Here is a 25,598-nt window from a genome sequence, read left to right as displayed (position 1 = left end):
CTGGCCGCGTTCGCTGACACGCCCCCGCAAGGCGGACGCGGCCAGCCCACCGCTTTACGGCACGGTTGCAGGCACCCGGACTTACTTAGGCCCGACTAGGTGCATCGCTGTCCGAGCCGAGACGCAGTCCATCGCCGACGCTGTACAGCGGGTTCACCGTGCCCAGGATGCTCTCGTGGGACGCACGAACCGCGTGCATCGACCGTGGAATCTCGACAGGGAGAACCCCCCGTGGTTCGATACCCCCGGTGAGTGCGAGCAACAGTGCCTCGTCGCTGACCCCGAAGCTGACGGTGAGTCCGGACACCAACTCCGTCAGCGGTTCAAGGATTGCCGGACGGTCGAGGGCAACGTCTACGTGAAGGCGGGTGCTGTGTGCGATCTGCTGCAGGCGGTAGATGAGACCGGGAGCGAATTCGAGGTCCCCTTGGTGAAAGTAGTCCTCGAGGAAGAGGTCGTTTCGGGGCTGGAACGGCGCGCTGACCCGGACGATGGCAAGGTCTGCTTCAGCCGGATCTGACACTACGTGGGCACGTCCTTCGAGGACGACCGGATCCACACCCTCGACGTAGATTCGTGGCGTGCCGCGGAGCGGAAGGAACTGGTCGCGATTCTCGAGGATGACCAGCGAGCGCGCTTGAGCCCGCAGCCCTGCCGCAGCGTTCTCCGCAGAGCCGACCACTTCAACCGCTTGGTCAACGTCCACGTAAGGGTTGTCGAACAGGCCGAGCTGAAACTTCACGAGAAGGAGGCGACGAGCCGACTGATCGAGTCGTTGTTCGTCGACCAGGCCGATGCGGACAAGGTCAAGCAGGATGTCCGTGCACTCTTCCCCACCGAACTGGTCTGCGCCGGCTTCCAGGATCTTCAGCATTCGGCCGCGGGCATCCAGGTGCTCTACGCCCCAAGCCCGGGCAGGAAGCACCTGCTCGCCGACGTAGTTGTCATTCACCAGCTCCCAATCGGTGAGGATAACCCCGTCGAATCCGAGCTTCTCCCGCAGAAGACCGGTGAGAATCTGTCGGTTATAGCCGAACCCGACTTCCTCGATCTGTTCGCCGTCTATCGTCAATCCGACGGGCATGCCGTAGTAAGGCATGATGCCTGCCGTGCCGGCCTCGATAGCTGCGATGAACGGCTGAAGATGAGTCTGGAAAGCCTCGGCGGTGTAGACCTGCTCACGCCCGTAGGGGAAGTGGGCGTCCTCTCCGTCTTTCTGTGGCCCACCGCCAGGGAAATGTTTCGTGACGCATGCCACGCTGCCCGGCCCCAAGGCATCACCCTGGAACCCGGACAGGTACGCACGCGTGTATCGCGACACCCGCTCCTCATCCGCTCCGAACGTCTGCAGCTGCCGCGCCCAGCGTGGCTCCGTGGCCAGGTCGATCTGGGGGTGCAGCGCCGCGCGAATCCCGACGGCGCGGTACTCGTTCCCTGCACGTCGGGCAAAATCATGGATCGCGTCATCGTCGTCCAGAGCAGCGAGCCCCAGTGCGTCCGGCCATTGCGAGAACGGGCCCGCGGAGAATGCCACACCGCTGTTCTCTGTGAACGAGTGCCGAGGGTCGGTTGAGATCGTCACCGGGATCCCGTGCGGGTTCTGTTCGGCGAGGGCCTGCAGTGCGTTGTTCCAAGACGCGGCCTCTGCCGCGGATTCGAGCTTGTGCACGTTGAAGTGATTGATGTGCTTCTGCCGAACCACGGTCGACGTGGGCGACTTACTGATGTGACCTGACGTTTCCAGAAGGGTTCCGCCGGGGCCGACTTCGATGACGGTCTGGAACAGGAGGCCCACCTTCTCCTCCAGCGAGAGACGGGGCAGCAAGTCTGCGACGCGGTCCTCAGGCGACAACCGAGGGTCCTCGTACGGGTCCATCACCCCGTTGCCATTGAGGTCTCGGTAAGCCACTCCGTCTTCGGTCACGGCCTGAGTCGGTTTCACTGCAGTTCCCTTATCCCTAGTCAGGCGGCGCACCCCGTGGTGCGCCGATGTCACAACTGTTCGTCCCTCAGCGGTCCGCAGACGTTGTTGCCAGCTGAGCGTTGAGCTCCGGGGAGCCGGACGAGGACAACACCGGCACCGTGCGTGTCGAGCAGAGCATGGTGAGCCAATGAGCGCTCAGCTTCGGGGTGCGCTCGAGCGTCTCGTAGTCCACGTGGATGATGCCGAAACGCGGGCCGTATCCGGCCGCCCACTCGAAATTGTCGAGGAGAGACCACACCAAGTACCCCACGACGTTCGCGCCTCGTGACAGGGCGCGATGGGTGGCGGCTGCATGGTCTGCGAGGTAGCTGGTGCGGTCCAGGTCGAGGACTGTGCGAGTGCCGTTGACGACGACGACCTCGTCGGGGAAGGCTGTTCCGTTCTCCATCACCATGATCGGCAGGTCGGGGAACTGTGCGGACAGTGCCACCAGGTGCTCTTCCAGTCCCTGCGGCTCGATACCCCAGTCCATTCCGGTTCGCGCGAGATCGCCTCGGCGCACAAACTCGACCTGCTCCGAACCGGGGAATGCCGTGCCTCCAGTTGTCTCGCTACCGGGCACGAATCCCGGCGCCTGACGGATATGCATGACCTCGTAGTAGTTCACACCGAGGAGGTCTAGCGGCTGGTGCGCGACCTCGAGGTCGCCGGCTTCGACGAACGCCCAGTCGGTGAACATGCGCGTGTCCTCGAGAAGGTCGGCGTCATACTCACCGCGGAGCATCGGTCCGGTGAAGACGCGATTCGCGACCGCGTCGAAACGTCGAGCGGCGTCCTCGTCAGCCGGCGTCTGCGCCTGGACCCGGAAGATGTTCAGCGCAACGGACAGCCGCGCATCCGGCCGAGTGATGGTACGCCGCAGCGCCTGCATTGCCAGACCATGGGAAAGGTTGAGGTGATGCGCAGCCTTCAGCGCGTCCTCGTGGCTGGTGCCTCCTGGCGCGAATGCGCCGCTTCCGTAGCCGGAGAAGGAGTTGTTCCACGGCTCGTTGTGCGTGCTCCAGATCGCGACCCGATCTCCGAACGCCGCGCCGACCACCTCGGCGTACTTCTCGAACGCGTAGGCCGTTTCCCGACCACGCCATCCGCCGTACTTGTCCTCCAGCGCTTGCGGGAGGTCCCAGTGGTTCAGCGTGACCACCGGGTCGATACCGCGGCTGAGGAGGCCGTCGATGAGGGTGGAGTAGAACTCGATACCTGCCGGGTTGACGTCGCCCTCCCCTAGCGGCATGACGCGCGACCAGGAGATGGAGAAACGATACGCGTCGAGACCGAGGGCTTCCATGAGCCCTAGGTCTTCCGGCACGCGGTGGTAATGATCAGCAGCCACGTCACCGGTGGCGCCGCCCGCCGTCTTCCCCGGCGTGTGACTGAACGTGTCCCAGATAGATGCCGCACGACCACCTTCTGTGGCGCCGCCTTCGATCTGGTACGCCGCGGTCGCCGCCCCCAGAGTGAAGGTGGGCGGGAACGTGAGGGTCCCGTTTCGGATCAGGTGGTCATGCATGAAGACAGTTCCTGTCGGTTGTGTGACGAGTCCGAGAATCCGCTGGTCGCGGGCGGCTCGGGGTGGTGCCCCGGCCAGGCTGTCAATACGGCCCGGCCGGGAGATGATCAGCCTTTAATCCCGGAGGAGACGTTCGACTGGACGAAGTAGCGCTGGGCGAAGAAGAAGATCAGCAGTACAGGGATGATGTACATCACCGCGGCCGCCGCCTGAATCGTCGGAATCACGTTCCCGTTGGGGTCCTGATACCAGGCTGTGATGGCCACAGCGAGCGTCGTTCGGTCCAAGTCGAGCAACAGAGCCGGGGCGATGTAGTCACCCCAGGTCCATGTGAATGACAGCAGGAATGAGGTGATGAGGATAGGCCGGGACAGCGGGAGGAAGATGGTCGCAAAGATGCGGAACCATCCCGCGCCGTCGATGATGGCTGCGTCTTCCAGCTCCTTGGGCAGCGAGGAGAAGAACTGGCGGAAGAGGAAAACCATGTACGGCGAGGCAGCCAGACCCCACAGGACCCACGGCCAGTAGGTGTTCAGCAGTCCGATGCGCGCGAACATCACGTACGTCGGGAGCAAGGTGAGAATCTGAGGGATCATCATGGTCGCGAGAACGACCATGAACAGGGCCTTCTTGCCGGGCGCGCGGAGACGGGCGAACCCAAACCCGACGGCGGCGCTGGACAGAGTGATGAGTACTGAGTAGGTCGTCGCTACGAAGAGCGAGTTCCCCGCGTATCCGATGAAGTTCATATCGGTAAGCGCGGAGACGAAGTTATTCCACTGCGCCTCCTCAGGGAGGATGGAAATGGGCAGCGAGGCCCACTCGGCAGGCGTCTTCAGCGCAGCGAGGACAAGCCAGATGAACGGGCCGACGAAGAAGGCAGTGAGCGCGAGGATAAGGATGTACGTCCATGCCGTCGGTCGCTTCTTCGCGTTCGTGAGAACGTTACGCCGACGAGGTGTGCGGCGAGCAGCCGGCGCGACCATCGCTCGCGTGGAGGTGTCTTCCATGGTCATCGCTTTGCTCCTTCGCTTTCGGCTTCAGTGTCGACTTCGTAATAAACCCAGGACCTGCTGGAGCGCAGCAGGACGAGGGTGAGGCCGAGGATGATGATGAAGAAGATCCAGAGCATCGCCGAGCCGTAGCCGAATCGGTTGCTGAGGAAGAACTCTTGATAGACCTGCACCATGTACAGCGTGGTGCTGTCGGGGACGCCGCCTGCGGCGGAGATCCCGGAGGAGTTCGTCAGCAGCAACGGCTGCACGAACACTTGCAGTGCGGTGATGACGCCAGTGACAAGCTGGAAAAACAGGATGGGCGAGATCATCGGGATCGTCACGTGACGGAAGACCGTCCAGCGCCCAGCGCCATCGACGATGGCTGCTTCCTCGAGCTCAGCGGGAACGCCCTGGAGCGCTGCGAGCATGATGATCATGCCGCCTCCCAATCCCCACAGCATGAGGATGATGAGCGAGTAGAACACCATCGGGTCGATGAGCCACGCGATGCGGTCAACCCCGACCGTCCCGAGGATGGCATTGAGAATGCCCGAGTCCTTGTTGAAGACGAGTTTCCACATGATGGCCATCGCCACCACCGGCACGACCGAGGGCAGGAAGAAGACGGTGCGCCACAGACCCACCGCTCTCAGCCGACGGTTGATGAGGACGGCCAGGCCCAGGGATCCGCCGACGGTGAGCGGCACGACGAGAGCTGCAAAACCCAGCGTTCTCAGAAGTGCCGCCCACACGTCGCTGTCGGAGAACAGCTCGATGTAGTTCGCTAGCCCCACCCACTTGAAACGGGGCGAGCTTCCATCGAAGTTGGTCAGGCTCACAACGAACCCGTACACCATGGGCGCTGCGGTCAGCAGCAGAAAACCAATCGCCCACGGTGCGACGAACGCGTAGAACGTCCGCTTCGGGTACCGGGTCCACTTGCGAGCCATCAAACTACTCCTTGATCTGGTCGACGCCCTTGGCGAGCGCGTCGTTCAACTCATCGGTCAGCTGCGAGCCAGCCTCCTCGACACTGAGATCGCCCTTGATGGCAAGCTGCAGGTACTTGTCGATGGTGTCCTGCAGCAGCCCCGCCGAGATGTAGGGCGAGTCGGGCAGCGGCACGGTGCTGTCGAGCTGCGACTGCACGACCGTGTACGCCTGCTGCTGGAACGGCTGTTCCTGCGGCAGCTTGTCCGACAGGGACTTCAGCGACGGGAGGCCCCATCCGCTGGAGGCACGCGCCTCGGCAGGCTCACCCGCCATGAAGTACTCCATGAACTTCCAGGCGGCGTCCTTGTCCTTCGCCTGCTCGGGAATCCACAGTCCCGCGCCGCCGAAGCTCATCGCTGCGGGGGTGTCGCCCATGGTGGGTGCGGGTGCAAAACGCACCGTCTTCAGTGCGTCGTCGCCGGCGAAGTTGCCCCCGAACCAGTAGCCGTCCTGGCTGATTGCCATGCGCTCGGCGGCGAAGGTCGAGTAGTCCGAACCGTCCGGGAGCGGGTTGAGGGACGTCGGGCCGACGCCTGACTGTCCGTAGTCGACGAACCACTGGAGAGCCTTCTGAGCGGCGTCAGAGGTGAAGTCGATCTCGGACAGGTCGTCGTTGAACAGACTCTCACCCTGCTGCTCGACCATCGCAGCGAGCGGACCGTAGAGGCTCCACTGCCACTCCATGCCCAGGCCGTAGACGGTGGTTGTGCCGCCCTCGAACTTGGAGAGCTTCTTCGAGATGTCGAGAAGTTCGTCGTAAGTGATCGGTTCCGTGTCGCTGAGGTACGGGACGCCGGCGGCATCGAACAGCGCCGTGTTGTACCAGAGCGCGTTGTCCTGGCTCCAGTCCTTCACGATGCCGTAGATGGGGCCCTCACCACTCTTGGAGCCGTCCCAACGGAATGCGTCGTTCACCGGCTGGAGGTCGTCTTCCTTCAGCACCTCACTCTTTTCGAGGTACGGCGTGAGGTCGGTGGCCAGACCGCGGGCGTTGAAGTTCGCGCTACCGACCGCGTTTCCGAACGCGATGTCCGGCGTGTTCCCAGACGTGAGCATTGTGTTCAGGCGCGTGAGGTCGTACAGAACGATCTTGATCTTGATGCCCGGGTTGTCCTTCTCGAACGCTGCGATCTGCTCCTCCGACAGATCCTGCGCTCCGACCATGACGTCGAGCGTGGTGTCTCCGGAACTGCTCCCTCCGGCGCCTCCACCGGTGCACCCGGCGAGCAGAGCCGAAGCGGCTACGAACGAGCCGAGAACGACGACCCTTCGCCGTGCGCGGAACGTGCGTGTAGTCATGTCAACCTCCTTGTGAACATGGCAAGCCCGGACGCGGGCCACCCTTGGTGAAGTCACCATACATCGAATTTGGAACAAGTGCTACATTTTCATTTCGACGCGCGAGTCGGGGCGCGCTGGCGTGACGTGGGTGAAGGAAGTCGGTAGGGTCGCGTTCATGACTGGACCGAAATCCGCTGGCACCCGCGGACCGTACGCCAAGTCCGCTCAGCGCTCCAACGACATCCTGGATGCAGCGACGACGGTGTTCGGCACGCACGGTTACCACGGCGGTTCATTGCGAGACATCGCCCGCCAACTGGATGTAGCCCTGACCAGCGTGGTCCATCACTTCGGCACGAAGTACGAGCTTCTTGAGGCGGTCTTGGAGAGGTCCGACGGGACAACTTCGGGCAACGAGGCCTTCGACTTCAACGCGGCATGCATCGAGCGCGGCATCGTTCCTGCAACGCTCGAACGTGTGCGTTCCAGCGTCGAACGACCGGAGTTACTGAGGTTGTTCGCGATCCTTGCGGCCGAATCGTCAGCACCGACCCACCCCGCGCACGACTGGTTCGTCACCCGCTACGAACGCAAGTCACAGGAACTTGCAGCCGCTTTCGCGTACGACCAGAAGCAGGGTCGCATCAACCCTGAGCGCGACGCAAACTTGCTAGGCCGCCTCCTCATCGCAACATGGGACGGCGTGCAGCTCCAGTGGCTCATCGACCCGTCCGCGGACATGAGTGCCGCCATGGTCTTGTTCTTTGAGTCGGCCGTCCCCGAGGCGCTGACGGGGATGGATGCTTCCGCCCATTCATGACGACCTCCGACCTTTGGCACACTGCGCTCAATATGTGCCAGATGTTCGGTTTTTACTGCATCGCAGCGGTGAGCTCACGGTGACGCGACGGATCAGCGCTCTTGTAGACCTCAAGCACGGCTGCCGCAGTCAGGAATCGCCGGAGCACCCAGTATCTGGGGATGGGAAGGAGATTCTTGCGACAGAATCGCCGCACGCGCCAGGGAACTTCGAAGCTCACCCGCAAACGCCGGAACCCGCTCGCAGCGACCGGAGCCGCTAGCTTCCCCACCACTCCTGCAACGTCAGCCATCTAACCCTCCCCGATGCAACGTACCGAACGACTCAGACATTGAGGACCGGAGAATGGCGGCAGGGCCTCGCTTTATGCCCTGCCGCCATCATGACGACGACCTTCCCCAGCCGTCATCTCCGGCTAGCCCGGGGTGCTGCGCGGGTCGTTGCCCGGCTTGATGGTGTCCTTCGCGCGCCATCTCGACCGTGAATGTTCAACTCACCTCCGCCACGGTTGCCGAGGTAGCCGCGAGACGCAGCGATTGCCTGCGCCTGCGAGTCGTGCAGGGACGATGCCCGGCTCGCACCAGCACGCTGCGACGCCCACTTGTCGCCGCGCGGTGTGACATGCTGTCCGTCTTTAGCCATTTCTATCACTTCCTTTGCATCGTCTTAGGGCGAAAGATACGGCCCCCGGCAGGTAACACCTGCTAGACACACCGGGCCTTCAGCGTGGTCTCAGCACCGGCCGGTCGTCGGCGTCGGGCATACTGACGTCATGGAACTCCAGGACTGGCTCGACACCGTGCTCGAGTACCTGAAGGTCATCGCGTGGCCCGTAACAGTTATTGGTCTTCTGGTGTTCTTCCGCTCCGAGATCAGGAAGCTGGTTGGCCGTATTCGACGGTTCAAGGGGATGGGCGTTGAGGCCGACCTCGCCGAAGAAATGTCAGAGGTCGCTGCTGAATCGGAGAAGATCCCCGAGCTTCAAACCGACTTGGGCGCGGCCCTGATCCGTCAGCAGCCACAGCCTGCGGCGTCGCTTCTCGGCCGAATGCTAATCGCCTGGAGCGAGCTGGAGCTTGAAGCACGTGCAGCTGCGGTACGTCAACGGATGGCGCACGGTGGCACGAACCTTGGAGTACTTTTCGGCCAACTCCGCAAGGACGGACTCGTGAGTGTGGAGACAGAGGACACGGCGCGCCGCATGCAAGAGATTCGCAACCAGATCGTGCATCGGGCCAGCGGTCTGCTCGTCGATCCTTCTTTCGTTGAACATTTTGAGGAAGCCACGAACAACCTAGCAATCGTGTTGCGTGCGATCCCCGAGGTCGAAAGTACCGTCTGATAGTTCTCCGACGGTCGCCGCGGCCCGGCCGGCGCCCGGCGCTGAGGCCGCCGCGAATCCGCATCGTAAGCTAGCTCGCACAGATGTCGTCGGTTTGGAAGCTGGCGCTGCCGGAGTTCTCTCTCCGCAGTGCTTGCTTCGATTCTTCCACTTTTAACGCTTAGGGCCACGAGGCCGATATGCACGCGATCTGCGCGTGTCCTCGGGCTTGTGGAGGTAACCGGTCGTTAGCACCGTCAATCTGTATAAGCGGGAATACACACCTTTGGGAAGGAGGAGCACCACCACCTTCTACCATGAGGGAGTGACCCATGAGAAGACGATCCCGAGACGGGGGTCGCGTATCCTCCTTCGAGCCATTCTCGTACTCGGAGGCCTGCTTACAGTGCTGCTTCTGTCTCTCGCTCTCCCCCTGCTCGCCTCTGAGCCCGACGCTCCGAGCCTCTCGTGGGCAGACAAGCTGACCGCGCTGGGCACAGTCGGCGCCGTCTTGGCGACTCTCGTCATAACGCTCACGACCTACTTCCGAGATCGAAGATCTCGTAGAGAGGAAGCCCGCGAACGAGCGCAGCTCCTACTCAAACAGCAAGCGCTCCAGGTACATTGGTGGCTCGAGCCGTGCCCTGACCACCTGCTCGCTTGGGATGACGACGAGCACCTCGCGGCGTTGTTGCTCGGCCGTCGGCTCGATGAGTGCTGGGGAACGCGACTTGTCCTTGAGAACCGGTCCGAGCTCCCGATCCATGAGGTAACGCCTGTCATGACGTTGAAAATTATCCTGAAGCCGCAGTTCGGCAACTGGAGCATTGGTCCTGGCGGACGGTACGCCTTTCACCTCGCAGGTGAGGGGGAATGTCTCCTGGACCTGATTGGGACGCCGAGGCCCTCCTTGCTATTTCGAGACCACGTTGGTCGTGCATGGCGTCGAGGCGAGAGCGGTTCACTCGCGGCAATCGAAGATGATGCGGACCTGTCGGATGAGATGATCTCGATGTCGTCAGCGGCATACCGAGCGCTTCACGAGAATCGCCGATCCGAACTTGAGGACGCTCGCGAACGCGATGGCATCAGAGAGGTCATCGTCCCCCTTGTGCGAGCGGGACTCGACAGCGTAAGCCTCGACGACCTCACCCCCGGCGATGATGTTGCTTTCGAGTTGCTTCAGCGGTCGCACCGACAACGCACGTCTCACCGCGTGGCAAAAGAGTGGTGGTCGTGGCGCGCACGACGGCAGCCTGTGGAGAAACTGGCTGAGTCTCTGCGGTACTTCGGGTTGAGTAAGGAAGGCTGAATCCAGCGCATTAGTGCGGCGTGCCCTAGATGACTCTCAGCTGATGGCATCCGCCGCCATGTCCCCGTCACCTGCTCGCTCATCAGGTCATCCCGCAAGGGATCGTCTCCGAAGTGACGCGTACGGAATCGATAATTAACACAGTGGGGGTGTGCGCTCTGCCAAAGCATGAAGGAACGGCCAGCCAGCCATTCGACTGGGTGTCTGGTCTTCCCTCCCGTTGAGCGCCTTCCCCCGGCATGGCTGTCGAAGGACGGACGTCGACTATGAACGTTGATTGGTTCGACAGTTCACCAATAGATGGCAATGATTTCGAGATCGACGAGGTTCTCCGCCTCCGGCGCCACCGTCTCGGGCGCCCGCGTCACGGCTTGTCCGCCCGACATCGCAGGGAACAGTGGGAGACCTGAGGCTGCCCGGGCGCTCTCACGGAGGGCGAGTTCACGTCGCGCTCCTACGGAAGCACCCAACTGTTCTGCGACGAATATTCGGAGTGCTGCGAAGGCTCCGTGTTGCTCGGAAACTGAATCGGCTCTGTCGCGATGACGAGAGATCTCTTCGTCAAGCCTCGTCTGCTCACCATCTGTGAGCACAACCTTGCGGTGGTCGAGGATCGCGCCCGCGTAGTGACGAAGCGCCACTGAAAGTCGGGAGTCCTCAGCTTTGGGAGCTTCCCGACCAAACTGGGTTCCCAGGCGGCCTGCCGCGTTAATTTGCGCCACGACTCCCGGGGCCGACTGTTCGAAGAGATCTGCAAGCTTGACAGGGGACCAGTCAGGTTGGAGTCCGGCCCGAGATACACGGCCCAGGAGAGTGACCTCGGCCTCGGAAAAGAGGACCCGTCGCAGGTCCTTCCAGTAGCCGAGTTGCTCCGTTACGCCAACGATCTGAACCGACTCACGCGTGAGGGGAAGCTCCTTCAGCAGGTCGTTGTGTGCAACGAACCTTCGTCCGTCGACGGTGACCGCCGAATAGTCGACGGCGACTGCACGGATTGGCACGAGACCGACGAGGAGTCGGTCGAGGACTTTCCCGACTGGCTGCGCTTCGCGAAGGGATTCGAGCGCCGCGCCTTGGCCGAACATATCTGGATAGTCCTCAGCCATCCCGGAAAACTCGGTGACCATCGTGCCCAGACGGTAAACCGGGTCAGCCGACAGCCGGACCCTGAACTCGACGAGCGCGCCACGGGTGAGCTCATCGCTAGCGACAAGCAGCGATTTGTCGGTCGTGCTCAGCAGTGCATCGACATCCATCGCTAGCGCTTTCGCCCGAGTCACCTCGATGAGCCGCAGGCCTTTCATCTCATGGAACTGCTTGAACCACGACTGCACCGTTGCCTTGCGAGAGGTCTGGATGGTGCTGCTGTTACTCGTCTGGAAGCGAGACGACAGATTGCCTTCAACGCCGGTGAGCGCGTTTCCCACTTTGACGGCACCAGCCACTTCCGCCTGCAGGTCATCCGAAGACTGCTCCGAAGCACTGTCGCGGAGATCGCCCGTCAATGAGGAGAGGAGGCTGCGGAGACTCACTTCGTCCAGATAGACGAACTCCCGCAGTACCCGTTCCTCGGTGTCCGCTTTCGACGCGGGCTGTTCCACGCGTTCTGGACGATTTCGAAACGCACGCCATCTCTGTCGCCAACCCATTACTCACCCTCCCCCGAGATCGAACGCCGCGGCTTGCGTGCCACTCGTTCGTACGCAACTGCAAGATCCTCGCCGGCAATTCGCTCGCGATTGTCACCCGCCGCGACGAGAGCGGCCTCGGTCCAGATAGCTGTCAACTCGGCGGCCGACCAGCCTTCAGTGAGAGTGGCGACGTCTTCAAGGGGAAGATCCGAAGACGTGACGAGCTTACTCGCCCGCACCTTTAGGATCTCCAGGCGGTCACTCAAAGTCGGCATGCCGAACGGGATCTCCCAGTCGAAACGGCCCGGCCTCAGCAGTGCAGGATCGAGCGCCTCAGCACGGTTTGTTGCGGCGATGACGATAACGCTCTTGCCGCGGTCGTCATAGCCGTCCATCAGCGTGAGGAGCTGGGCAACCAAACGACGCGACGACTCATGCGAATCGGCCCCCCGCCGCTCAGCGATGCTGTCGATCTCATCGAAAAAAATGATTGCCCGGCCGGACTTGCTTGAGGTCGCTGCATCGAAGATTTTGCGAAGCGTGTCCTCTGTGTCACCAACCCACTTACTCACGACCGTGGGTCCGCTCACCAAGAAGAACTCAGCGTTGGATTCGCGGGCGATGATCCGGGCGAGGTGTGTCTTCCCTGTTCCCGGCGGTCCCGTGAACAGCACCCCCTTCACCGGACGCGCCTTGATCTTGTCCAGCTTCTTCCGTCGCTCCAGTTGGGTCTCGATGAGCTCTTGGGCGCGCGCCTTCACCTCCGGATAGCCACCGAAGTCGCTGAAACCGGCACCGAGACCTTTGTGATCCCAGAGGTATTCTGCGCGCACGCTGTCGATAGTGACGTCATCACCCTGGCTGCTGCGGATCGGCGTCTCCGAGACGACCCGTACGACGCCTTCGATGTCGCTGTACTCCACCGTGTTGTTCGCCTCAACCTTGACCTCGCGGTCGTTGCGCACCGACTTGAGAGTTGCACCGTTGTCTACCAAAACAGTGCCATCGTCCAGAACACTCCGCACAACGGCGACAACGTACGTCTCGGACCATACGTCTGCAGGAGGCACATCCCACTCGCCATCCGCGGCGATGATGAGGATGTCACCAGGACGAAGATCATCGGATTCCGGAAGATTCGTCACGGAGCCGTCGTTCCCATTCCGCACCCGAAAGTAGATTGTGCCGCTTACCGGGTCAATGCTGGTCACCCTCACGAGCGTTCCGCCCACGCCCCACGTCACTTCACTCATTGATCCCCCGCCGAACTCTTCTGGCTTCGACGCGATGCGCCAATGCAGGCCCGCTACGACCGGCTGCCGGTTCTCACTATGACACTGACCGCGGACACCGCCGCGATTCGGGTGCTCGTGACGTCGGGAGACAGTCGGCGGCAAAGACAGGTACTACTGAGACACTACGCTCAGAGCGTGCAGTGGTGGGCAAACATGTGGGATGCGGTCGCGCAGTTCTTCGGCTATGACCTTTGGCAGTGGGGGACGACCGCTGAGTGGTTCGGTGCACTCGGAACGATCCTCGCCCTGTTCTGGGCGCTCAAGTTGTTCCGGGACGAACGCGAGCAGCGCCAGCGCATTGAAGCAGATGCGTTTTATGCGTTCGCGGATATCGGCTGGATCATGTCGATGGAGCGTAGAACCGGGTCGTCCGACTTCGGGTACGTGCACATCACCCTGCGAAACAACGGAACGACGGACATCCACGTCCAAACCATCTACATTTTCGAGAACGAAGAGGTGCGAGTATTCCGAGCTGGTCCGCTAGATGATCGCATGCTACCCCCTCGCAAAGCTCTACGCCTCGAGTACACCGACCGACCGATAGACTCGAAATTCGAGGTCTATGTGGCTTTCCGGGACTCTGGTGGCCGCCGGTGGCTCCGCGATGCCAGGAAGAATCGCCTAGTTGAAGCAAGAGAGCACGACAAGCTCCTTCCAAAGCTCGGCGGACGAGTGCTGCCACCCCTCCCTGCTCCGAGAGAAGAGAACATCGCGACCGCAGTGTTCGAGCGCGTGATGAGCGTTCCCCTCTTCGCTTCAATGGAGCGCCGTCGCGTCCGCAAGCAGGACGACAAGATAGCTCGGGGACGCCAGAAGCGGGAGGAATACCGGGCTCCTACTACTGACACTCCCCGACCGCTCGCGTGAGCAGCGCCTTACACGAAACTGAGTTCGTCAGGTTGTGCCAATAACGACCGTTTATGCGACACCCCCATGGTTCCGCCGATTCGAGCCGAATGTGCGCTTGGCCTGTGTCACAACCCGTCTCGAAATCAATGGTTCGAAAGCTGACGCGGGTCACGAGTTTCGCTACAGTTCCGTCATGGGCCATGTCTTTGGCTACGCGAGAGTCTCGACGAGCGAACAGAATTCGCAGATGCAGTTCGACGCGCTCCTCGAAGCGGGCTGCGACCGGATCCTTACGGAGAAGGCGTCCGCGAGTGGGGAGCGCCCTGAGCTCGCCCATCTCTTCGACCTTCTCCGATCCGGCGATACCGTCGTCGTCTGGAGGCTCGACCGTTTAGGCCGCTCGGTCCACGACCTCATTGAGCTCGTTGAAGACCTGCAATCCCGAGGCGTCGCTCTCAGATCACTCCGAGAGACTATCGACACGAGCTCGGCCGGCGGCCGCCTTGTCGTCCACGTCTTCGCAGCGCTCGCGGAGTTCGAACGCGATCTCATTCGCGAACGGACCGTCGCCGGGCTCGCATCCGCCCGCGCAAGAGGACGTGTGGGCGGCCGCCCTCGCGCCCTCTCCCCCGACCAAGCCCGCCTTGCTCGCTCCGCGTTCAGCGCAGGTGAGACCTCCGTCAATGACATCGCCGCAGCACTCGGCGTCACGCGGTCCACCATCTATCGAGAACTCAGACGTCCGCCGAGCAGTAGCGCCTGACGGACTAGGCGGAAGTTGCGCTACTCGGCGGCGTCGTGCCGCAGCGTCAGAACCCGAGTGGTTTGCGCTTCGGGATCAGGTGCCGCTTTGATACACGATTTGGAGCTTTTCGGGGCCACAAAGGAAAGTCAAGACCATCTTCTAGGTGTGCAACGGTGTGCATGTCTGGCCACACACGGCCCTCTAGGATCCCTCGAACAGTTTCGTGGTTGACGCCACACAATGTCGCCACGGATCGTATCGAGTCGTCGCCTATTAATCGACGAAGTTCAAGAGCGAAGGCCTGTGCCGCACGCCCGGCCACGTCGGTCGTTACACCGTTGGGCCACGGGACAACGAGCTCGTTTGGCCTCTTGCGTGCCGTGCGGACCACGTAGACCACCAGCTTTCGGGGCTTGTCAGCTAGGAGAAATTGCAAGAAGGGACGCGGAATCGAATGATCCCGCGTCCCTTTGCAAGGTAGAACATGGCTATTGCACGATCTCCGCGGAACCTACAGGAGACTCAGAAGTCCCAGTCGTCGTCTTCCGTGGCCTCGGCCTTGCCGATGACGTACGACGAGCCAGACCCAGAGAAGAAGTCATGGTTCTCGTCGGCATTCGGGGAGAGCGCCGACAGGATCGCCGGATTCACGTTCGTGACCGACGACGGGAACATCGCCTCGTAGCCGAGGTTCATCAGCGCCTTGTTGGCGTTGTAGTGCAGGAACTTCTTGACGTCCTCGGTCAGACCGACGCCGTCGTAGAGGTCCTGCGTGTACTGCACCTCGTTGTCGTAGAGCTCGTAGAGCAGCGAGAACGTGTAGTCCTTGAGCTCATCGCGCTCGGCCTGCGTGACCTTCTCGAGGCCCTTCTGGAACTTGTACCCGATGTAGTACCCGTGCACCGCCTCGTCACGGATGATGAGGCGGATCAGGTCGGCCGTGTTCGTGAGCTTCGCCCGGCTCGACCAGTGCATCGGCAGATAGAAGCCCGAGTAGAACAGGAAGCTCTCCAGCAGGGTCGAGGCGACCTTGCGCTTGAGCGGGTTGTCGCCGCGGTAGAAGTCCATGACGATCTGAGCCTTCTTCTGAAGGTTCGGGTTCTCGACCGACCACCGGAACGCCTCATCGATCTCCTTCGTCGACGCGAGCGTCGAGAAGATCGAGGAGTAGCTCTTGGCGTGCACCGACTCCATGAACGCGATGTTCGTGTAGACGGCCTCCTCGTGCGGGGTGATCGCGTCAGGGATCAGCGAGACCGCGCCCACCGTGGCCTGCACGGTGTCGAGCAGCGTGAGGCCGGTGAACACGCGCATCGTGAGCAGCTGCTCATCAGCGGTCAGCGTGTTCCATGACTGGATGTCGTTGGACAGCGGGATCTTCTCGGGCAGCCAGAAGTTGTTCACGAGGCGGTTCCACACCTCGACGTCCTTATCGTCCTGGATGCGGTTCCAGTTGATCGCCTGCACGTGGTCGACCAGCTTGAGGGATTCGGGAGGGGTCATCGGTGCGCCGTTTCTGAGTACTGGGTCACTGAGCTTGTCGAAATGCGGGTCAGAGCATGCACGAGACGCACTCGGCCATGTCGGTTCCCTCGAGCGCCATCTGACGCAGACGGATGTAGTAGATCGTCTTGATGCCCTTGCGCCATGCGTAGATCTGCGCCTTGTTGATGTCACGCGTGGTGGCGGTGTCCTTGAAGAACAGCGTCAGCGACAGGCCCTGGTCGACGTGCTGCGTGGCAGCCGCGTAGGTGTCGATGACCTTCTCGTAGCCGATCTCGTACGCGTCCTGGTAGTACTCCAGGTTGTCGTTCGTCATGAACGCAGCCGGGTAGTAGACGCGACCGAGCTTGCCTTCCTTGCGGATCTCGATCTTCGACGCGATCGGGTGGATCGACGACGTCGAGTTGTTGATGTACGAGATCGAGCCGGTCGGCGGCACCGCCTGCAGGTTCTGGTTGTAGATGCCGTGCTTCTGGATGGAAGCCTTCAGCTCCGCCCAGTCGTCCTGCGTCGGGATGTGCTTGCCGGCGAAGAGCTCCTTGACCTTCTCGGTCTCCGGGACCCAGGCACGCTCGATGTACTTGTCGAAGAACGCACCGCTCGCGTAGGTCGAGTCCTCGAAGCCGTCGAAGGTCGTGCCGCGCTCGATCGCGAGGTTGTTCGACGCACGCAGCGCGTGGAACAGCACCGTGTAGAAGTAGATGTTCGTGAAGTCGATGCCCTCTTCGGAGCCGTAGTAGACGTGCTCGCGAGCGAGGTAGCCGTGCAGGTTCATCTGGCCGAGGCCGATCGCGTGCGACCGGTCGTTGCCGTCCTCGATCGAACGCACCGAGCCGATGTGGCTCTGGTCGCTCACCGCGGTGAGCGCCCGGATCGCCGTCTCGACCGTCTGACCGAGGTCATCGGCATCCATCGACAGCGCGATGTTCATCGAACCGAGGTTGCAGGAGATGTCCTTGCCGATGTTGTCGTACGACAGGTCGTCGTTGTACGTCGTCGGCGTGTTCACCTGCAGGATCTCGCTGCAGAGGTTGGACATGTTGATCCGACCCTTGATCGGGTTGGCCTTGTTGACCGTGTCCTCGAACATGACGTACGGGTAGCCGGACTCGAACTGGATCTCGGCGACGGTCTGGAAGAACTCGCGCGCGTTGATCTTCGTCTTCTTGATCCGAGGGTTGTCGACCATCTCGCGGTACTTCTCGGTGACCGAGATATCGCCGAAGGGAACGCCGTAGACCTTCTCGACGTCGTACGGCGAGAACAGGTACATGTCCTCGTCGTTCTTCGCGAGCTCGAACGTGATGTCGGGGACGACGACGCCGAGCGACAGCGTCTTGATGCGGATCTTCTCGTCGGCGTTCTCACGCTTGGTGTCGAGGAAGCGCATGATGTCGGGGTGGTGCGCGTTGAGGTACACCGCACCAGCACCCTGACGCGCACCCAGCTGGTTCGCGTAGCTGAAGCTGTCTTCGAGGAGCTTCATCACGGGGATGATGCCGGAGGACTGGTTCTCGATCTGCTTGATCGGCGCACCCGACTCGCGGATGTTCGACAGCAGCAGTGCAACGCCGCCGCCGCGCTTGGAGAGCTGCAGCGCGGAGTTGATGCCGCGGGCGATCGACTCCATGTTGTCTTCGATGCGCAGCAGGAAGCAGCTGACGAGCTCGCCGCGCTGTGCCTTGCCCGCGTTCAGGAAGGTCGGGGTCGCCGGCTGGAACCGGCCGGAGATGATCTCCTCGACCAGAGCGACAGCGAGCTTCTCGTCGCCGTCGGCGAGGCCGAGGGCGGTCATGACGACGCGGTCCTCGAAGCGCTCGAGGTAGCGCTTGCCGTCGAAGGTCTTCAGCGTGTAGCTCGTGTAGTACTTGAACGCGCCGAGGAACGTCTCGAAGCGGAACTTCTTGCCGTAGGCGAGATCGTTGAGCTTCTGGATGAACTCCATCGAGTACTTCTCGATGACGGCACCCTCGTAGTACTCCTTCTCCACGAGGTAGTCCAGGCGCTCCTTGAGCGAGTGGAAGAACACCGTGTTCTGGTTCACGTGCTGCAGGAAGTACTCCCGCGCTGCGCGCTTGTCGGCGTCGAACTGGATCTTGCCGTTCGCGTCGTACAGATTCAGCATCGCGTTCAGCGCGTGGTAATCGAGGCCCTCGTACCCGGGGTTGATCTTGAAGGCCACCTGCTCGGTCACCGCCTGCTCTTCAACTGCGCTACCCACCGTCGCTCCAATCCGTCGCTCACGCGATCTACATCGTCTTGTGTGCCGAAGATTTCGAGCCGATACAAGTGGGGCACCTCACACTTGCGGCTGATGATGTCACCGGCGAGACAGAAGGAGTCGCCGAAATTCGTGTTTCCCGCAGAGATGACTCCGCGGATGTGGCGCCGATTGCGCTCGTCGTTGAGGAACCGGATCACCTGCTTGGGAACCGCACCTCGTTCGACGCCCCGCCCCTCGCCCCCGCCGTAGGTGGGAGTGATCAGCACGAACGGCTCGTCGATGACGAGGTCTCCGTCTGTGCGCTGAAGCGGGATGCGCCGTGCCGGGAGGTCGAGCTTCTCGACGAATCGGGCAGTGTTGCCCGAGACGCTCGAGAAGTAGACCAGGAGCGGCGCTGCAGTCGCGACGGCGCTCATAGCTCTCTCCCTTGGGTTCCTGAGCCTGTCGAAGGCTCAGGCGAGACGGGTCGCGAGCTCGTTGATCTTGTCGGGACGGAAGCCCGACCAGTGGTCCTCGTCGGTGACGACGACCGGTGCCTGCATGTAGCCCAGCGCCTTGACCTGCTCCAGGGCCGTCGGGTCTTCCGACAGGTCGTGGATCTCGTACTCGATGCCCTTGGCGTCGAGCGCGCGGTAGGTCGCGTTGCACTGGACGCAGGACGGCTTCGTGTAGACCGTGATCGACATCTGATCCCCTCAAATCTCATGGTTTCCCGGCAGTCCGCCGCCGGGACTTCAATACTACATATAGGTACGGACATTGGGTGTGACCACAAGGGCTAGTAGTTACATCCGTGTAGTTTTCCACCGCTCTCCCCAGATACAACACAGGTTCTCCACCGTTTCTTCCACAGGCTGAGACCCCCTGGAAGGGGTCTCGAACCGCGAGAAATCGCGGCTGGGAGACGCCTGTGAGCGATCCATCCACAGGGGGCACGATAGGGGCGACCTCGGACATTCGGATTCCTGTGGAAACTGGCCCTCGGCGTGTCGGCGGCGTGTCGTGAACACCCCCGCTTCGGCGTCCGTCGCACCCTGCCGGTACCGTTGTGAGGTGGCGGGATATCAGGATCTTCTTCGCACGCCCGGAGTGGCGCGCATGATCGCGGCGCAGCTGACCGCGCGCTTCCCCAACGGGATGTCGTCCTTGGCGATCCTGCTGCACGTCGAGCAGCAGACCGGCTCGTACGGCTCCGCCGGTCTCGTGCTCGCCGCGACGAGTGTCGGCCAGGCCGTCGCCGGTCCCGTCACGAGCCGATGGATGGGCAACTGGGGCATGCGCCGCGTGCTCACCCTCACCCTCGCGGTGTGCGTGCTCGCCGTGCTCGGCCTCGCCCTGCTGCCGTTGAACCTGCCCGGTTACATGGCGCTGGGGATGGTGGCGGGACTCTCGACCCCGCCGATCCAGTCGGCGGTGCGCACCATCTACCCGAAGCTCGTGAACTCCAGCCAGCTCACTCCCCTGTTCTCGCTCGACGCCTCGCTGCAGGAGATCATCTGGGTCCTCGCCCCGGTCGTGATCACCCTCGTCTCCACTCAGGTGGGCACGAGCGAGGGGCTGGTCCTGGTCGCGATCATCCTCGTCGGCGGCGGGGCATGGTTCATCCTGTCTCCCGAGGTCGGGCGCGTGCGCATCCCGCGCAGCCGCAACGCCTTCGGGAAGGTCGTCCTCAAACCCCCGGTGATGCTGGCGACCGTGATCGGCTTCCTGCTGATCGGGGCCTGTTCGGCCGTCGAGGTCGGTGTGGTGTCGACGTTCGAGCACGGCAGCCTCACCGCCGGTGTCGTGCTGGCCGTGTTCGCGGTGGGCAGCCTGGCCGGCGGTCTCACGTTCGGACACATCCCGATCGGTCCGTGGGCGATGGCTCGCCGCCTGCTCATCGTCACGGTGGGCCTTGCGCTCACGATGGTCATGCTCAACGTGTTCTGGCTGGGCGGCACGCTGATCCTCGCGGGCATCGGCATCGCACCGGCCCTCGCGGTGCTGTTCGCGATCACCTCGGCCAGCGTGAAGTTCAGTGAGACCGCCGAGGCCTTCGGCTGGGCCGGCACCGGTCAGCTGATCGGCGCTGCAGCCGGATCCGCCGTCGCCGGGTTCCTCGTCGACGCCGGCGATTGGCGCGGCGCCTACCTCGCTGCGACACTGTTCGCGGCGGCCGGACTCGTCGTGTCGATCGTGTTCGTCCGCTCCTTCCCCGACTTGCGTCACCGCGACGCGAGCCCTCGTCCCGACACCGAACCCCTGGCGGTCACCCCCTCATGAACCCCCTCCCTCCCCTGACCTCAGCTCCTGAGATCGTCTGCGTCGGCGAGACCATGGCACTGATCACGCCGAGCGGCACCGGCCTCGCGGAGGCCACAGCGGCGACGGTCGGGCTCGCGGGGGCGGAATCCAACGTGGCCGCGGGCGTCGCAGCCACCGGGCACCGCGTGGTGTGGGCATCCCGCCTCGGAGCTGACCCCCTCGGTGACCGCATCGCGTCCGAGCTCGAGCGCCGACGCGTCGAGCTGTGGGTCGAACGCGACGCCGACGCCCCGACCGGTGTGATGTTCAAGGATCCCGGCGTCGAGTCGTCATCCGTCTACTACTACCGCCGCGGCTCGGCTGCCTCCCGCATGGAGACCGCCTTCCTCTCTTCCGAGCGGCTCGAGGGCGTGCGCATCGTCCACACCACCGGCATCACTCCTGCGCTCTCCCCGTCCTGCCGCGAGATGGTCGACCGGCTGTACGCCGACGCTCGTGCCGCCGGCGCGCTGGTCTCATTCGACGTCAACGATCGGCGCCCGCTGTGGAGCATGGCGGATGCTGCGGAGACGCTGGCCCGCCTCGCGGATGCTGCCGACATCGCCTTCGTCGGGCGCGACGAGGCCGAGCGGATCTGGGGAACCGCCACGCCTGCGGAGATCCGCGCCTTCCTGCCCCACTGCGCACTGCTCGTCGTGAAGGACGGCGACATCGGTGCCACCGCCTACGACGGCGACGCTGATCCCGTCTTCGTACCGGCACCGGTGGTCGACGTCGTCGAGCCGGTCGGGGCCGGGGATGCCTTCGCCTCCGGGTTCCTGGCCGCGACGCTGGACGGGGCCGACCTCGCTTCCTGCCTCTCGGCCGGCCACGCCGCCGCCGAGCGCGTGCTGACGATCGCGGCCGACCTGCCGCCTCTCGAACCCGTCGCCTGAACCGCCTCGATCGCCTGCGGGCCAGGGCGCGGTCGTAGGCTGAGAGCATGCCCGCACCCCTCTCGCTGCCCCGCCTCGCCTGGGGCGATCCGACGGCCTCACGACGCGCCCTCCTGGTGCACGGACTCGGGTCGTCCGGTGCGCTGATGTGGCGTCTCGGCGACGCGCTCGCGACCGCCGGATGGCACGCCGTCGCGATCGATCTTCGCGGGCACGGCGACGCCCCGCGCGCACTCGACTACTCGCTCGCCGCCTACGGTGCCGACCTCGCGTCGACCCGGCCGGACGGCGGCGGGAGCTGGGATGCCGTGATCGGGCACTCCCTCGGCGGTGGATCGAGCGTCGTCGCCGCGGCATCCGCCCCGGACTGGACTCGCAGACTCGTGCTCATCGATCCGGCGATCCACGTCTCCGGCCACGACGCGAACGTCGTGCGCAGGAGCCAGGTGCGCGCCTTCGCCGATGCCCGTCTCGAGGTCGTGCAGCAGGAGCATCCGCACTGGCACCCGCAGGACCAGGAGCTGAAGGTGGATGCCGTGCTCCGCGCCAGCGCCTGGGCCGTCGAGCAGACCAGCGTGCAGAACCAGCCGTGGGATGTGCGTGCTGAGGCGAAGACGCTGACCGTACCGACGCACGTGATCGCTGCGGACCCTGCGGTGTACAGCATCTTCACCGGCGAACTCGCCGACGACGTGCTCGCATCGAACCCAGGCATCACGATGTCGGTCGTCGAGGGAGCCGGCCACTCGGTGCACCGCGACAGGCCGGAGGAATCCATCCGGCAGCTCCTGGGGGTGCTGCCGTGAGCGGTGTGTTCGATCCTGCGGTGTTCCTGCCGGACGACCTGCTCGAGCGCATCCGTGAACGCGCCCCCATCCACGACCGGGAGAACACCTTCCCGCAGCAGGACCTCGACGAACTGCGTGCCGCCGGGTACCTGTCGATCCTCGTGCCGGCCGAACGCGGCGGCGCCGGACTCGGACTCGCCGAGGCAGCGATCCTGCAGCAGCGTCTCGCGACCGCTGCCCCGGCGACCGCCCTCGCGATCAACATGCACCTGGTGTGGACCGGTGTGGCAAAGGTGTTCTCCGATCGCGGAGTGCCCGGGCTGGAGTTCGTGCAGGACGGCGCCGTCGCCGGCGAGGTGTTCGCTTTCGGGATCAGCGAGGGCGGCAACGACCTCGTGCTGTTCGGCAGCGACACGGATGCCGCGCCGCTCCAGGACGGCGGGTACGCGTTCACCGGCACCAAGATCTTCACCTCGCTCGCCCCGGTGTGGACCCGCCTCGGGCTGCACGGCCTCGACACCACGAGCGACGATGCGCCGAAGCTCGTGTTCGCGTTCGTGGAGCGCACGGATGCCGTGACGACTTCGGACGACTGGGACACCCTCGGCATGCGCGGCACCCAGAGCCGGACGACGCGGCTCGCTGGCGCGCAGGCCGCGCCGGAGCACGTGGTCCGTCGCATCGATCCGGGTCCGAATCCGGACCCGATCGTGTTCGGCATCTTCAGCGTCTTCGAGATCCTGCTCGCCTCGGTGTACACCGGCATCGCTCGGCGAGCCCTCGACGTGGCAGTGCAGACGGCGGCCACGCGACGTTCCAAGAAGACGGGCGCGACGTACAGCCAGGATCCCGACATCCGCTGGCGGATCGCCGACATGGCACTCGCCTACGACGCACTGCCTCCGCAGATCGCCGCCCTCGCCCGCGACGTCGACGAGCGCGTCGATCACGGCGCCAGATGGTTCACGCAGCTGTCCGGCGTCAAGCACCGTGCGATCACGATGGCGAAGCATGTGGTCGACCAGGCCATGCTGGTCGCCGGCGGCGGCTCGTACTTCTCCTCCAACGAGCTCTCCCGCCTCTACCGCGACGTGCTCGCCGGGGCCTTTCACCCGTCCGACCCCGAATCGGCCCACGCCACCGCGGCAAGTGCCTGGCTGGGCCCGCTGGATTCCTGAACGCACATCCTGACGATTCCGTCGGCACAGACAACGCAAAGCGCGGAATCGGTTGCTGAACGTCCTCACGAATGCGAAGATCGCACCATGAGTGCGACGAAGAAGCATCCCTCGCTGGATGACGTCTCGAAGACGATCATCGAGCTCCTCCAGGAAGACGGACGCCGCTCCTACTCCGACATCGGTCGCGTCGTCGGGCTGAGCGAGGCGGCGGTGCGGCAGCGCGTGCAGCGGCTCACCGAGTCCGGGATCATGCAGATCGTCGCCGTCACCGACCCGATGCAGCTCGGCTTCCACCGTCAGGCGATGATCGGCATCCGCACCTCGGGCGACGCCCGTGTCGTCGCCGAGGCGATCGCCGACGTCGACGCGATCGACTACGTCGTGATCACTGTCGGCGCCTTCGACGTGCTCGCCGAGGTCGTGTGCGAGGACGACGAAGGCCTGCTCGCACTCATCAACGACGTCATCCGTCCGATCGACGGCGTGCTGTCGACCGAGACCTTCATCTACGCCAAGCTGCAGAAGCAGCTCTACAACTGGGGGACCAGATGAGCACCACACGCAACGAAGCCGAACTCCAGGCGATGGCCAAAGACCATCTCTGGATGCACTTCACCCGCCAGTCGACGATGGAGAAGTCGGGTGTGCCGATCATCGTCAAGGGTGATGGGCACCACATCTGGGATGCCAAGGGCAAGCAGTACTTCGACGGTCTCGCCGGCCTGTTCGTCGTGAACGCCGGACACGGCCGCCGCAGACTCGCCGAGACCGCAGCCCGCCAGGCGTCGGAGCTGGCGTTCTTCCCGCTCTGGTCGTACGCGCACCCCGCCGCGATCGAGCTCGCCGACCGCCTCGCCGACGAGGCCCCTGGCGACCTCAACCGGGTCTTCTTCTCCACCGGCGGCGGCGAAGCGGTCGAGACCGCGCTGAAGCTCGCGAAGCACTACTGGAAGCTCATGGGCAAGCCCACGAAGCACAAGGTGATCTCGCGCTCCGTCGCCTACCACGGCACCCCGCACGGTGCGCTCGCGATCACCGGCATCCCTGCCATGAAGTCGATGTTCGAACCGGTCGCGCCTGGCGGATTCCGGGTGCCGAACACCAACTTCTACCGCGCCGCCGAGATGGGAGCGCCCGCTGACGACGAAGAGGCGTTCGGACGCTGGGCCGCCGACCGCATCGAGGAGATGATCCTGTTCGAGGGAGCCGACACCGTCGCGGCCGTCTTCCTGGAGCCGGTGCAGAACTCCGGCGGGTGCTTCCCGCCCCCTCCCGGTTACTTCGCACGCGTCCGCGAGATCTGCGATCGCCACGATGTCCTGCTCGTGTCCGACGAGGTCATCTGCGCCTTCGGTCGTCTCGGTCACACGTTCGCCTGCACCGGACTCGGCTACGTGCCCGACATGATCACGTGCGCCAAGGGCATGACCAGCGGATACTCCCCCATCGGTGCGACCATCGTCAGCGACCGCATCTACGAGCCCTTCTCGCACGGCGACATGTCGTTCCCGCACGGATACACGTTCGGTGGCCACCCGGTCTCAGCAGCGGTCGCGCTCGAGAACCTCGCGATCTTCGACGAGGAGGGCCTGAACCAGCGCGTCCGTGAGAACTCCCCGCTGTTCCGAGCCGAACTCGAGAAGCTCCTCGACCTGCCGCTGGTCGGCGATGTGCGCGGCGACGGGTACTTCTTCGGCATCGAGCTCGTGAAGGACAAGGGCACCAAGGAGACGTTCGACGACGCGGAGTCCGAGCGGCTGCTGCGAGGCTTCCTCTCCCCCGCGCTGTTCGAAGCCGGTCTGTACTGCCGAGCGGATGACCGTGGCGACCCCGTGATCCAGCTGGCGCCGCCGCTGACGATCGGGCAGCCCGAGTTCCGCGAGATCGAGCAGATCCTGCGAGATGTGCTGACGCGCGCGCAGGCGGTGCTCTGAGCGCGCGAACGGTTCGCTGAGCCGGGCCCGTCTCCGACGGGCCTGGCTGC

General features: G+C 63.6%; 23 protein-coding genes. 11 read left to right on the top strand and 12 right to left on the bottom strand.

Features of this window, described 5'->3' with window-relative positions; genetic code table 11:
* Positions 1-85: 85 nt before the first annotated feature.
* The 5 genes from RS83_RS11280 to RS83_RS11260 form a co-directional block, all read right to left on the bottom strand.
* Complete coding sequence (locus RS83_RS11280) at positions 86-1,942, bottom strand: glycoside hydrolase family 3 protein (protein WP_419760980.1); 1,857 nt, start codon at positions 1,940-1,942, stop codon at positions 86-88.
* Between the two features lie 67 nt (positions 1,943-2,009).
* Positions 2,010-3,491 (bottom strand): GH1 family beta-glucosidase, encoded by a 1,482-nt coding sequence (locus RS83_RS11275; protein ID WP_045279622.1) that lies wholly within the window; start codon positions 3,489-3,491, stop codon positions 2,010-2,012.
* A 107-nt stretch (positions 3,492-3,598) separates the two neighbouring features.
* The gene (locus tag RS83_RS11270) at positions 3,599-4,507 is read right to left on the bottom strand and encodes a carbohydrate ABC transporter permease (protein ID WP_082071643.1); all 909 of its coding nucleotides are present in this window, start codon (positions 4,505-4,507) and stop codon (positions 3,599-3,601) included.
* Positions 4,504-5,439, bottom strand: coding sequence for a carbohydrate ABC transporter permease (locus tag RS83_RS11265; RefSeq protein ID WP_052679080.1), 936 nt, complete (start codon positions 5,437-5,439; stop codon positions 4,504-4,506). The genes RS83_RS11270 and RS83_RS11265 overlap by 4 nt, the downstream gene beginning before the upstream one ends.
* Before the next feature lie 4 nt (positions 5,440-5,443).
* Entirely contained in the window at positions 5,444-6,781 is a 1,338-nt protein-coding gene (locus RS83_RS11260; RefSeq protein ID WP_045279621.1) for an ABC transporter substrate-binding protein, read from the bottom strand.
* A gap of 157 nt (positions 6,782-6,938) precedes the next feature.
* Between RS83_RS11260 and RS83_RS11255 the strand changes: the two genes are divergently transcribed.
* Entirely contained in the window at positions 6,939-7,583 is a 645-nt protein-coding gene (locus RS83_RS11255) for a TetR/AcrR family transcriptional regulator (protein WP_045279620.1), read from the top strand.
* A gap of 405 nt (positions 7,584-7,988) precedes the next feature.
* Here the strand turns inward: RS83_RS11255 and RS83_RS19260 are convergent, their stop codons facing one another.
* Positions 7,989-8,225, bottom strand: a complete 237-nt coding sequence (locus tag RS83_RS19260) for a DUF2188 domain-containing protein (RefSeq protein WP_231587769.1) — start codon at positions 8,223-8,225, stop codon at positions 7,989-7,991.
* Between the two features lie 130 nt (positions 8,226-8,355).
* Here RS83_RS19260 and RS83_RS11250 point away from each other — a divergent pair, with 130 nt between their 5' ends.
* Together RS83_RS11250 and RS83_RS18790 are read left to right on the top strand one after the other, a co-directional pair.
* Entirely contained in the window at positions 8,356-8,925 is a 570-nt protein-coding gene (locus RS83_RS11250; RefSeq protein WP_045279619.1) for a hypothetical protein, read from the top strand.
* 304 nt (positions 8,926-9,229) lie between these two features.
* Positions 9,230-10,216, top strand: coding sequence for a hypothetical protein (locus RS83_RS18790; RefSeq protein WP_156153182.1), 987 nt, complete (start codon positions 9,230-9,232; stop codon positions 10,214-10,216).
* Positions 10,217-10,506: 290 nt separating this feature from the next.
* Here the strand turns inward: RS83_RS18790 and RS83_RS11240 are convergent, their stop codons facing one another.
* Both RS83_RS11240 and RS83_RS11235 read right to left on the bottom strand, forming a co-directional pair.
* The gene (locus tag RS83_RS11240; RefSeq protein ID WP_045279617.1) at positions 10,507-11,817 is read right to left on the bottom strand and encodes a DUF6414 family protein; all 1,311 of its coding nucleotides are present in this window, start codon (positions 11,815-11,817) and stop codon (positions 10,507-10,509) included.
* A 47-nt stretch (positions 11,818-11,864) separates the two neighbouring features.
* Positions 11,865-13,058 carry an ATP-binding protein gene (locus RS83_RS11235; protein WP_231587768.1) on the bottom strand — a complete coding sequence of 398 codons (1,194 nt, stop codon included), beginning with the start codon at positions 13,056-13,058 and terminating at the stop codon, positions 11,865-11,867.
* A 219-nt stretch (positions 13,059-13,277) separates the two neighbouring features.
* Between RS83_RS11235 and RS83_RS11230 the strand changes: the two genes are divergently transcribed.
* Positions 13,278-14,012: a hypothetical protein gene (locus RS83_RS11230; RefSeq protein WP_156153181.1), complete on the top strand. Its 735-nt coding sequence runs from the start codon at positions 13,278-13,280 to the stop codon at positions 14,010-14,012.
* Between the two features lie 175 nt (positions 14,013-14,187).
* Positions 14,188-14,757, top strand: a complete 570-nt coding sequence (locus tag RS83_RS11225; protein ID WP_045279615.1) for a recombinase family protein — start codon at positions 14,188-14,190, stop codon at positions 14,755-14,757.
* 504 nt (positions 14,758-15,261) lie between these two features.
* Here RS83_RS11225 and nrdF read toward each other — a convergent pair.
* From nrdF to nrdH, 4 genes are read right to left on the bottom strand one after another with little or no spacing between them, the layout of a single operon-like run.
* Positions 15,262-16,242 (bottom strand): class 1b ribonucleoside-diphosphate reductase subunit beta, encoded by a 981-nt coding sequence (gene nrdF / locus RS83_RS11220; protein WP_045279614.1) that lies wholly within the window; start codon positions 16,240-16,242, stop codon positions 15,262-15,264.
* Between the two features lie 49 nt (positions 16,243-16,291).
* Positions 16,292-18,436, bottom strand: a complete 2,145-nt coding sequence (gene nrdE, locus RS83_RS11215; RefSeq protein WP_045279613.1) for a class 1b ribonucleoside-diphosphate reductase subunit alpha — start codon at positions 18,434-18,436, stop codon at positions 16,292-16,294.
* Positions 18,433-18,882 (bottom strand): class Ib ribonucleoside-diphosphate reductase assembly flavoprotein NrdI, encoded by a 450-nt coding sequence (gene nrdI / locus RS83_RS11210; RefSeq protein WP_045279612.1) that lies wholly within the window; start codon positions 18,880-18,882, stop codon positions 18,433-18,435. The genes nrdE and nrdI overlap by 4 nt, the downstream gene beginning before the upstream one ends.
* A gap of 36 nt (positions 18,883-18,918) precedes the next feature.
* Positions 18,919-19,152 carry a glutaredoxin-like protein NrdH gene (nrdH, locus tag RS83_RS11205; RefSeq protein ID WP_045279611.1) on the bottom strand — a complete coding sequence of 78 codons (234 nt, stop codon included), beginning with the start codon at positions 19,150-19,152 and terminating at the stop codon, positions 18,919-18,921.
* Positions 19,153-19,519: 367 nt separating this feature from the next.
* On the opposite strand from nrdH, the gene RS83_RS11200 reads away from it, so the two are divergent.
* The 6 genes from RS83_RS11200 to RS83_RS11175 all read left to right on the top strand — a co-directional run bounded on the left by RS83_RS11200 (position 19,520) and on the right by RS83_RS11175 (position 25,548).
* Positions 19,520-20,728 (top strand): MFS transporter, encoded by a 1,209-nt coding sequence (locus RS83_RS11200; RefSeq protein ID WP_197072112.1) that lies wholly within the window; start codon positions 19,520-19,522, stop codon positions 20,726-20,728.
* Positions 20,725-21,645: a sugar kinase gene (locus tag RS83_RS11195; RefSeq protein WP_045279609.1), complete on the top strand. Its 921-nt coding sequence runs from the start codon at positions 20,725-20,727 to the stop codon at positions 21,643-21,645. Before RS83_RS11200 ends, RS83_RS11195 begins: the two co-directional genes overlap by 4 nt.
* A 47-nt stretch (positions 21,646-21,692) precedes the next feature.
* The gene (locus RS83_RS11190) at positions 21,693-22,451 is read left to right on the top strand and encodes an alpha/beta fold hydrolase (protein ID WP_045279608.1); all 759 of its coding nucleotides are present in this window, start codon (positions 21,693-21,695) and stop codon (positions 22,449-22,451) included.
* Positions 22,448-23,611 (top strand): acyl-CoA dehydrogenase family protein, encoded by a 1,164-nt coding sequence (locus RS83_RS11185; RefSeq protein WP_045279607.1) that lies wholly within the window; start codon positions 22,448-22,450, stop codon positions 23,609-23,611. The genes RS83_RS11190 and RS83_RS11185 overlap by 4 nt, the downstream gene beginning before the upstream one ends.
* Before the next feature lie 87 nt (positions 23,612-23,698).
* Entirely contained in the window at positions 23,699-24,166 is a 468-nt protein-coding gene (locus RS83_RS11180) for an Lrp/AsnC family transcriptional regulator (RefSeq protein ID WP_045279606.1), read from the top strand.
* On the top strand, positions 24,163-25,548 hold the full coding sequence (locus tag RS83_RS11175) for an aspartate aminotransferase family protein (protein WP_045279605.1): 1,386 nt from the start codon (positions 24,163-24,165) through the stop codon (positions 25,546-25,548). The genes RS83_RS11180 and RS83_RS11175 overlap by 4 nt, the downstream gene beginning before the upstream one ends.
* Positions 25,549-25,598 lie beyond the last annotated feature (50 nt).

Origin of the sequence: Microbacterium oxydans (assembly GCF_000956525.1) — a bacterium.
GTDB lineage: Bacteria > Actinomycetota > Actinomycetes > Actinomycetales > Microbacteriaceae > Microbacterium > Microbacterium oxydans_A.
Note: the sequence above shows the minus strand (reverse complement) of the source record. Positions and strands in the feature narration are given on the sequence as shown.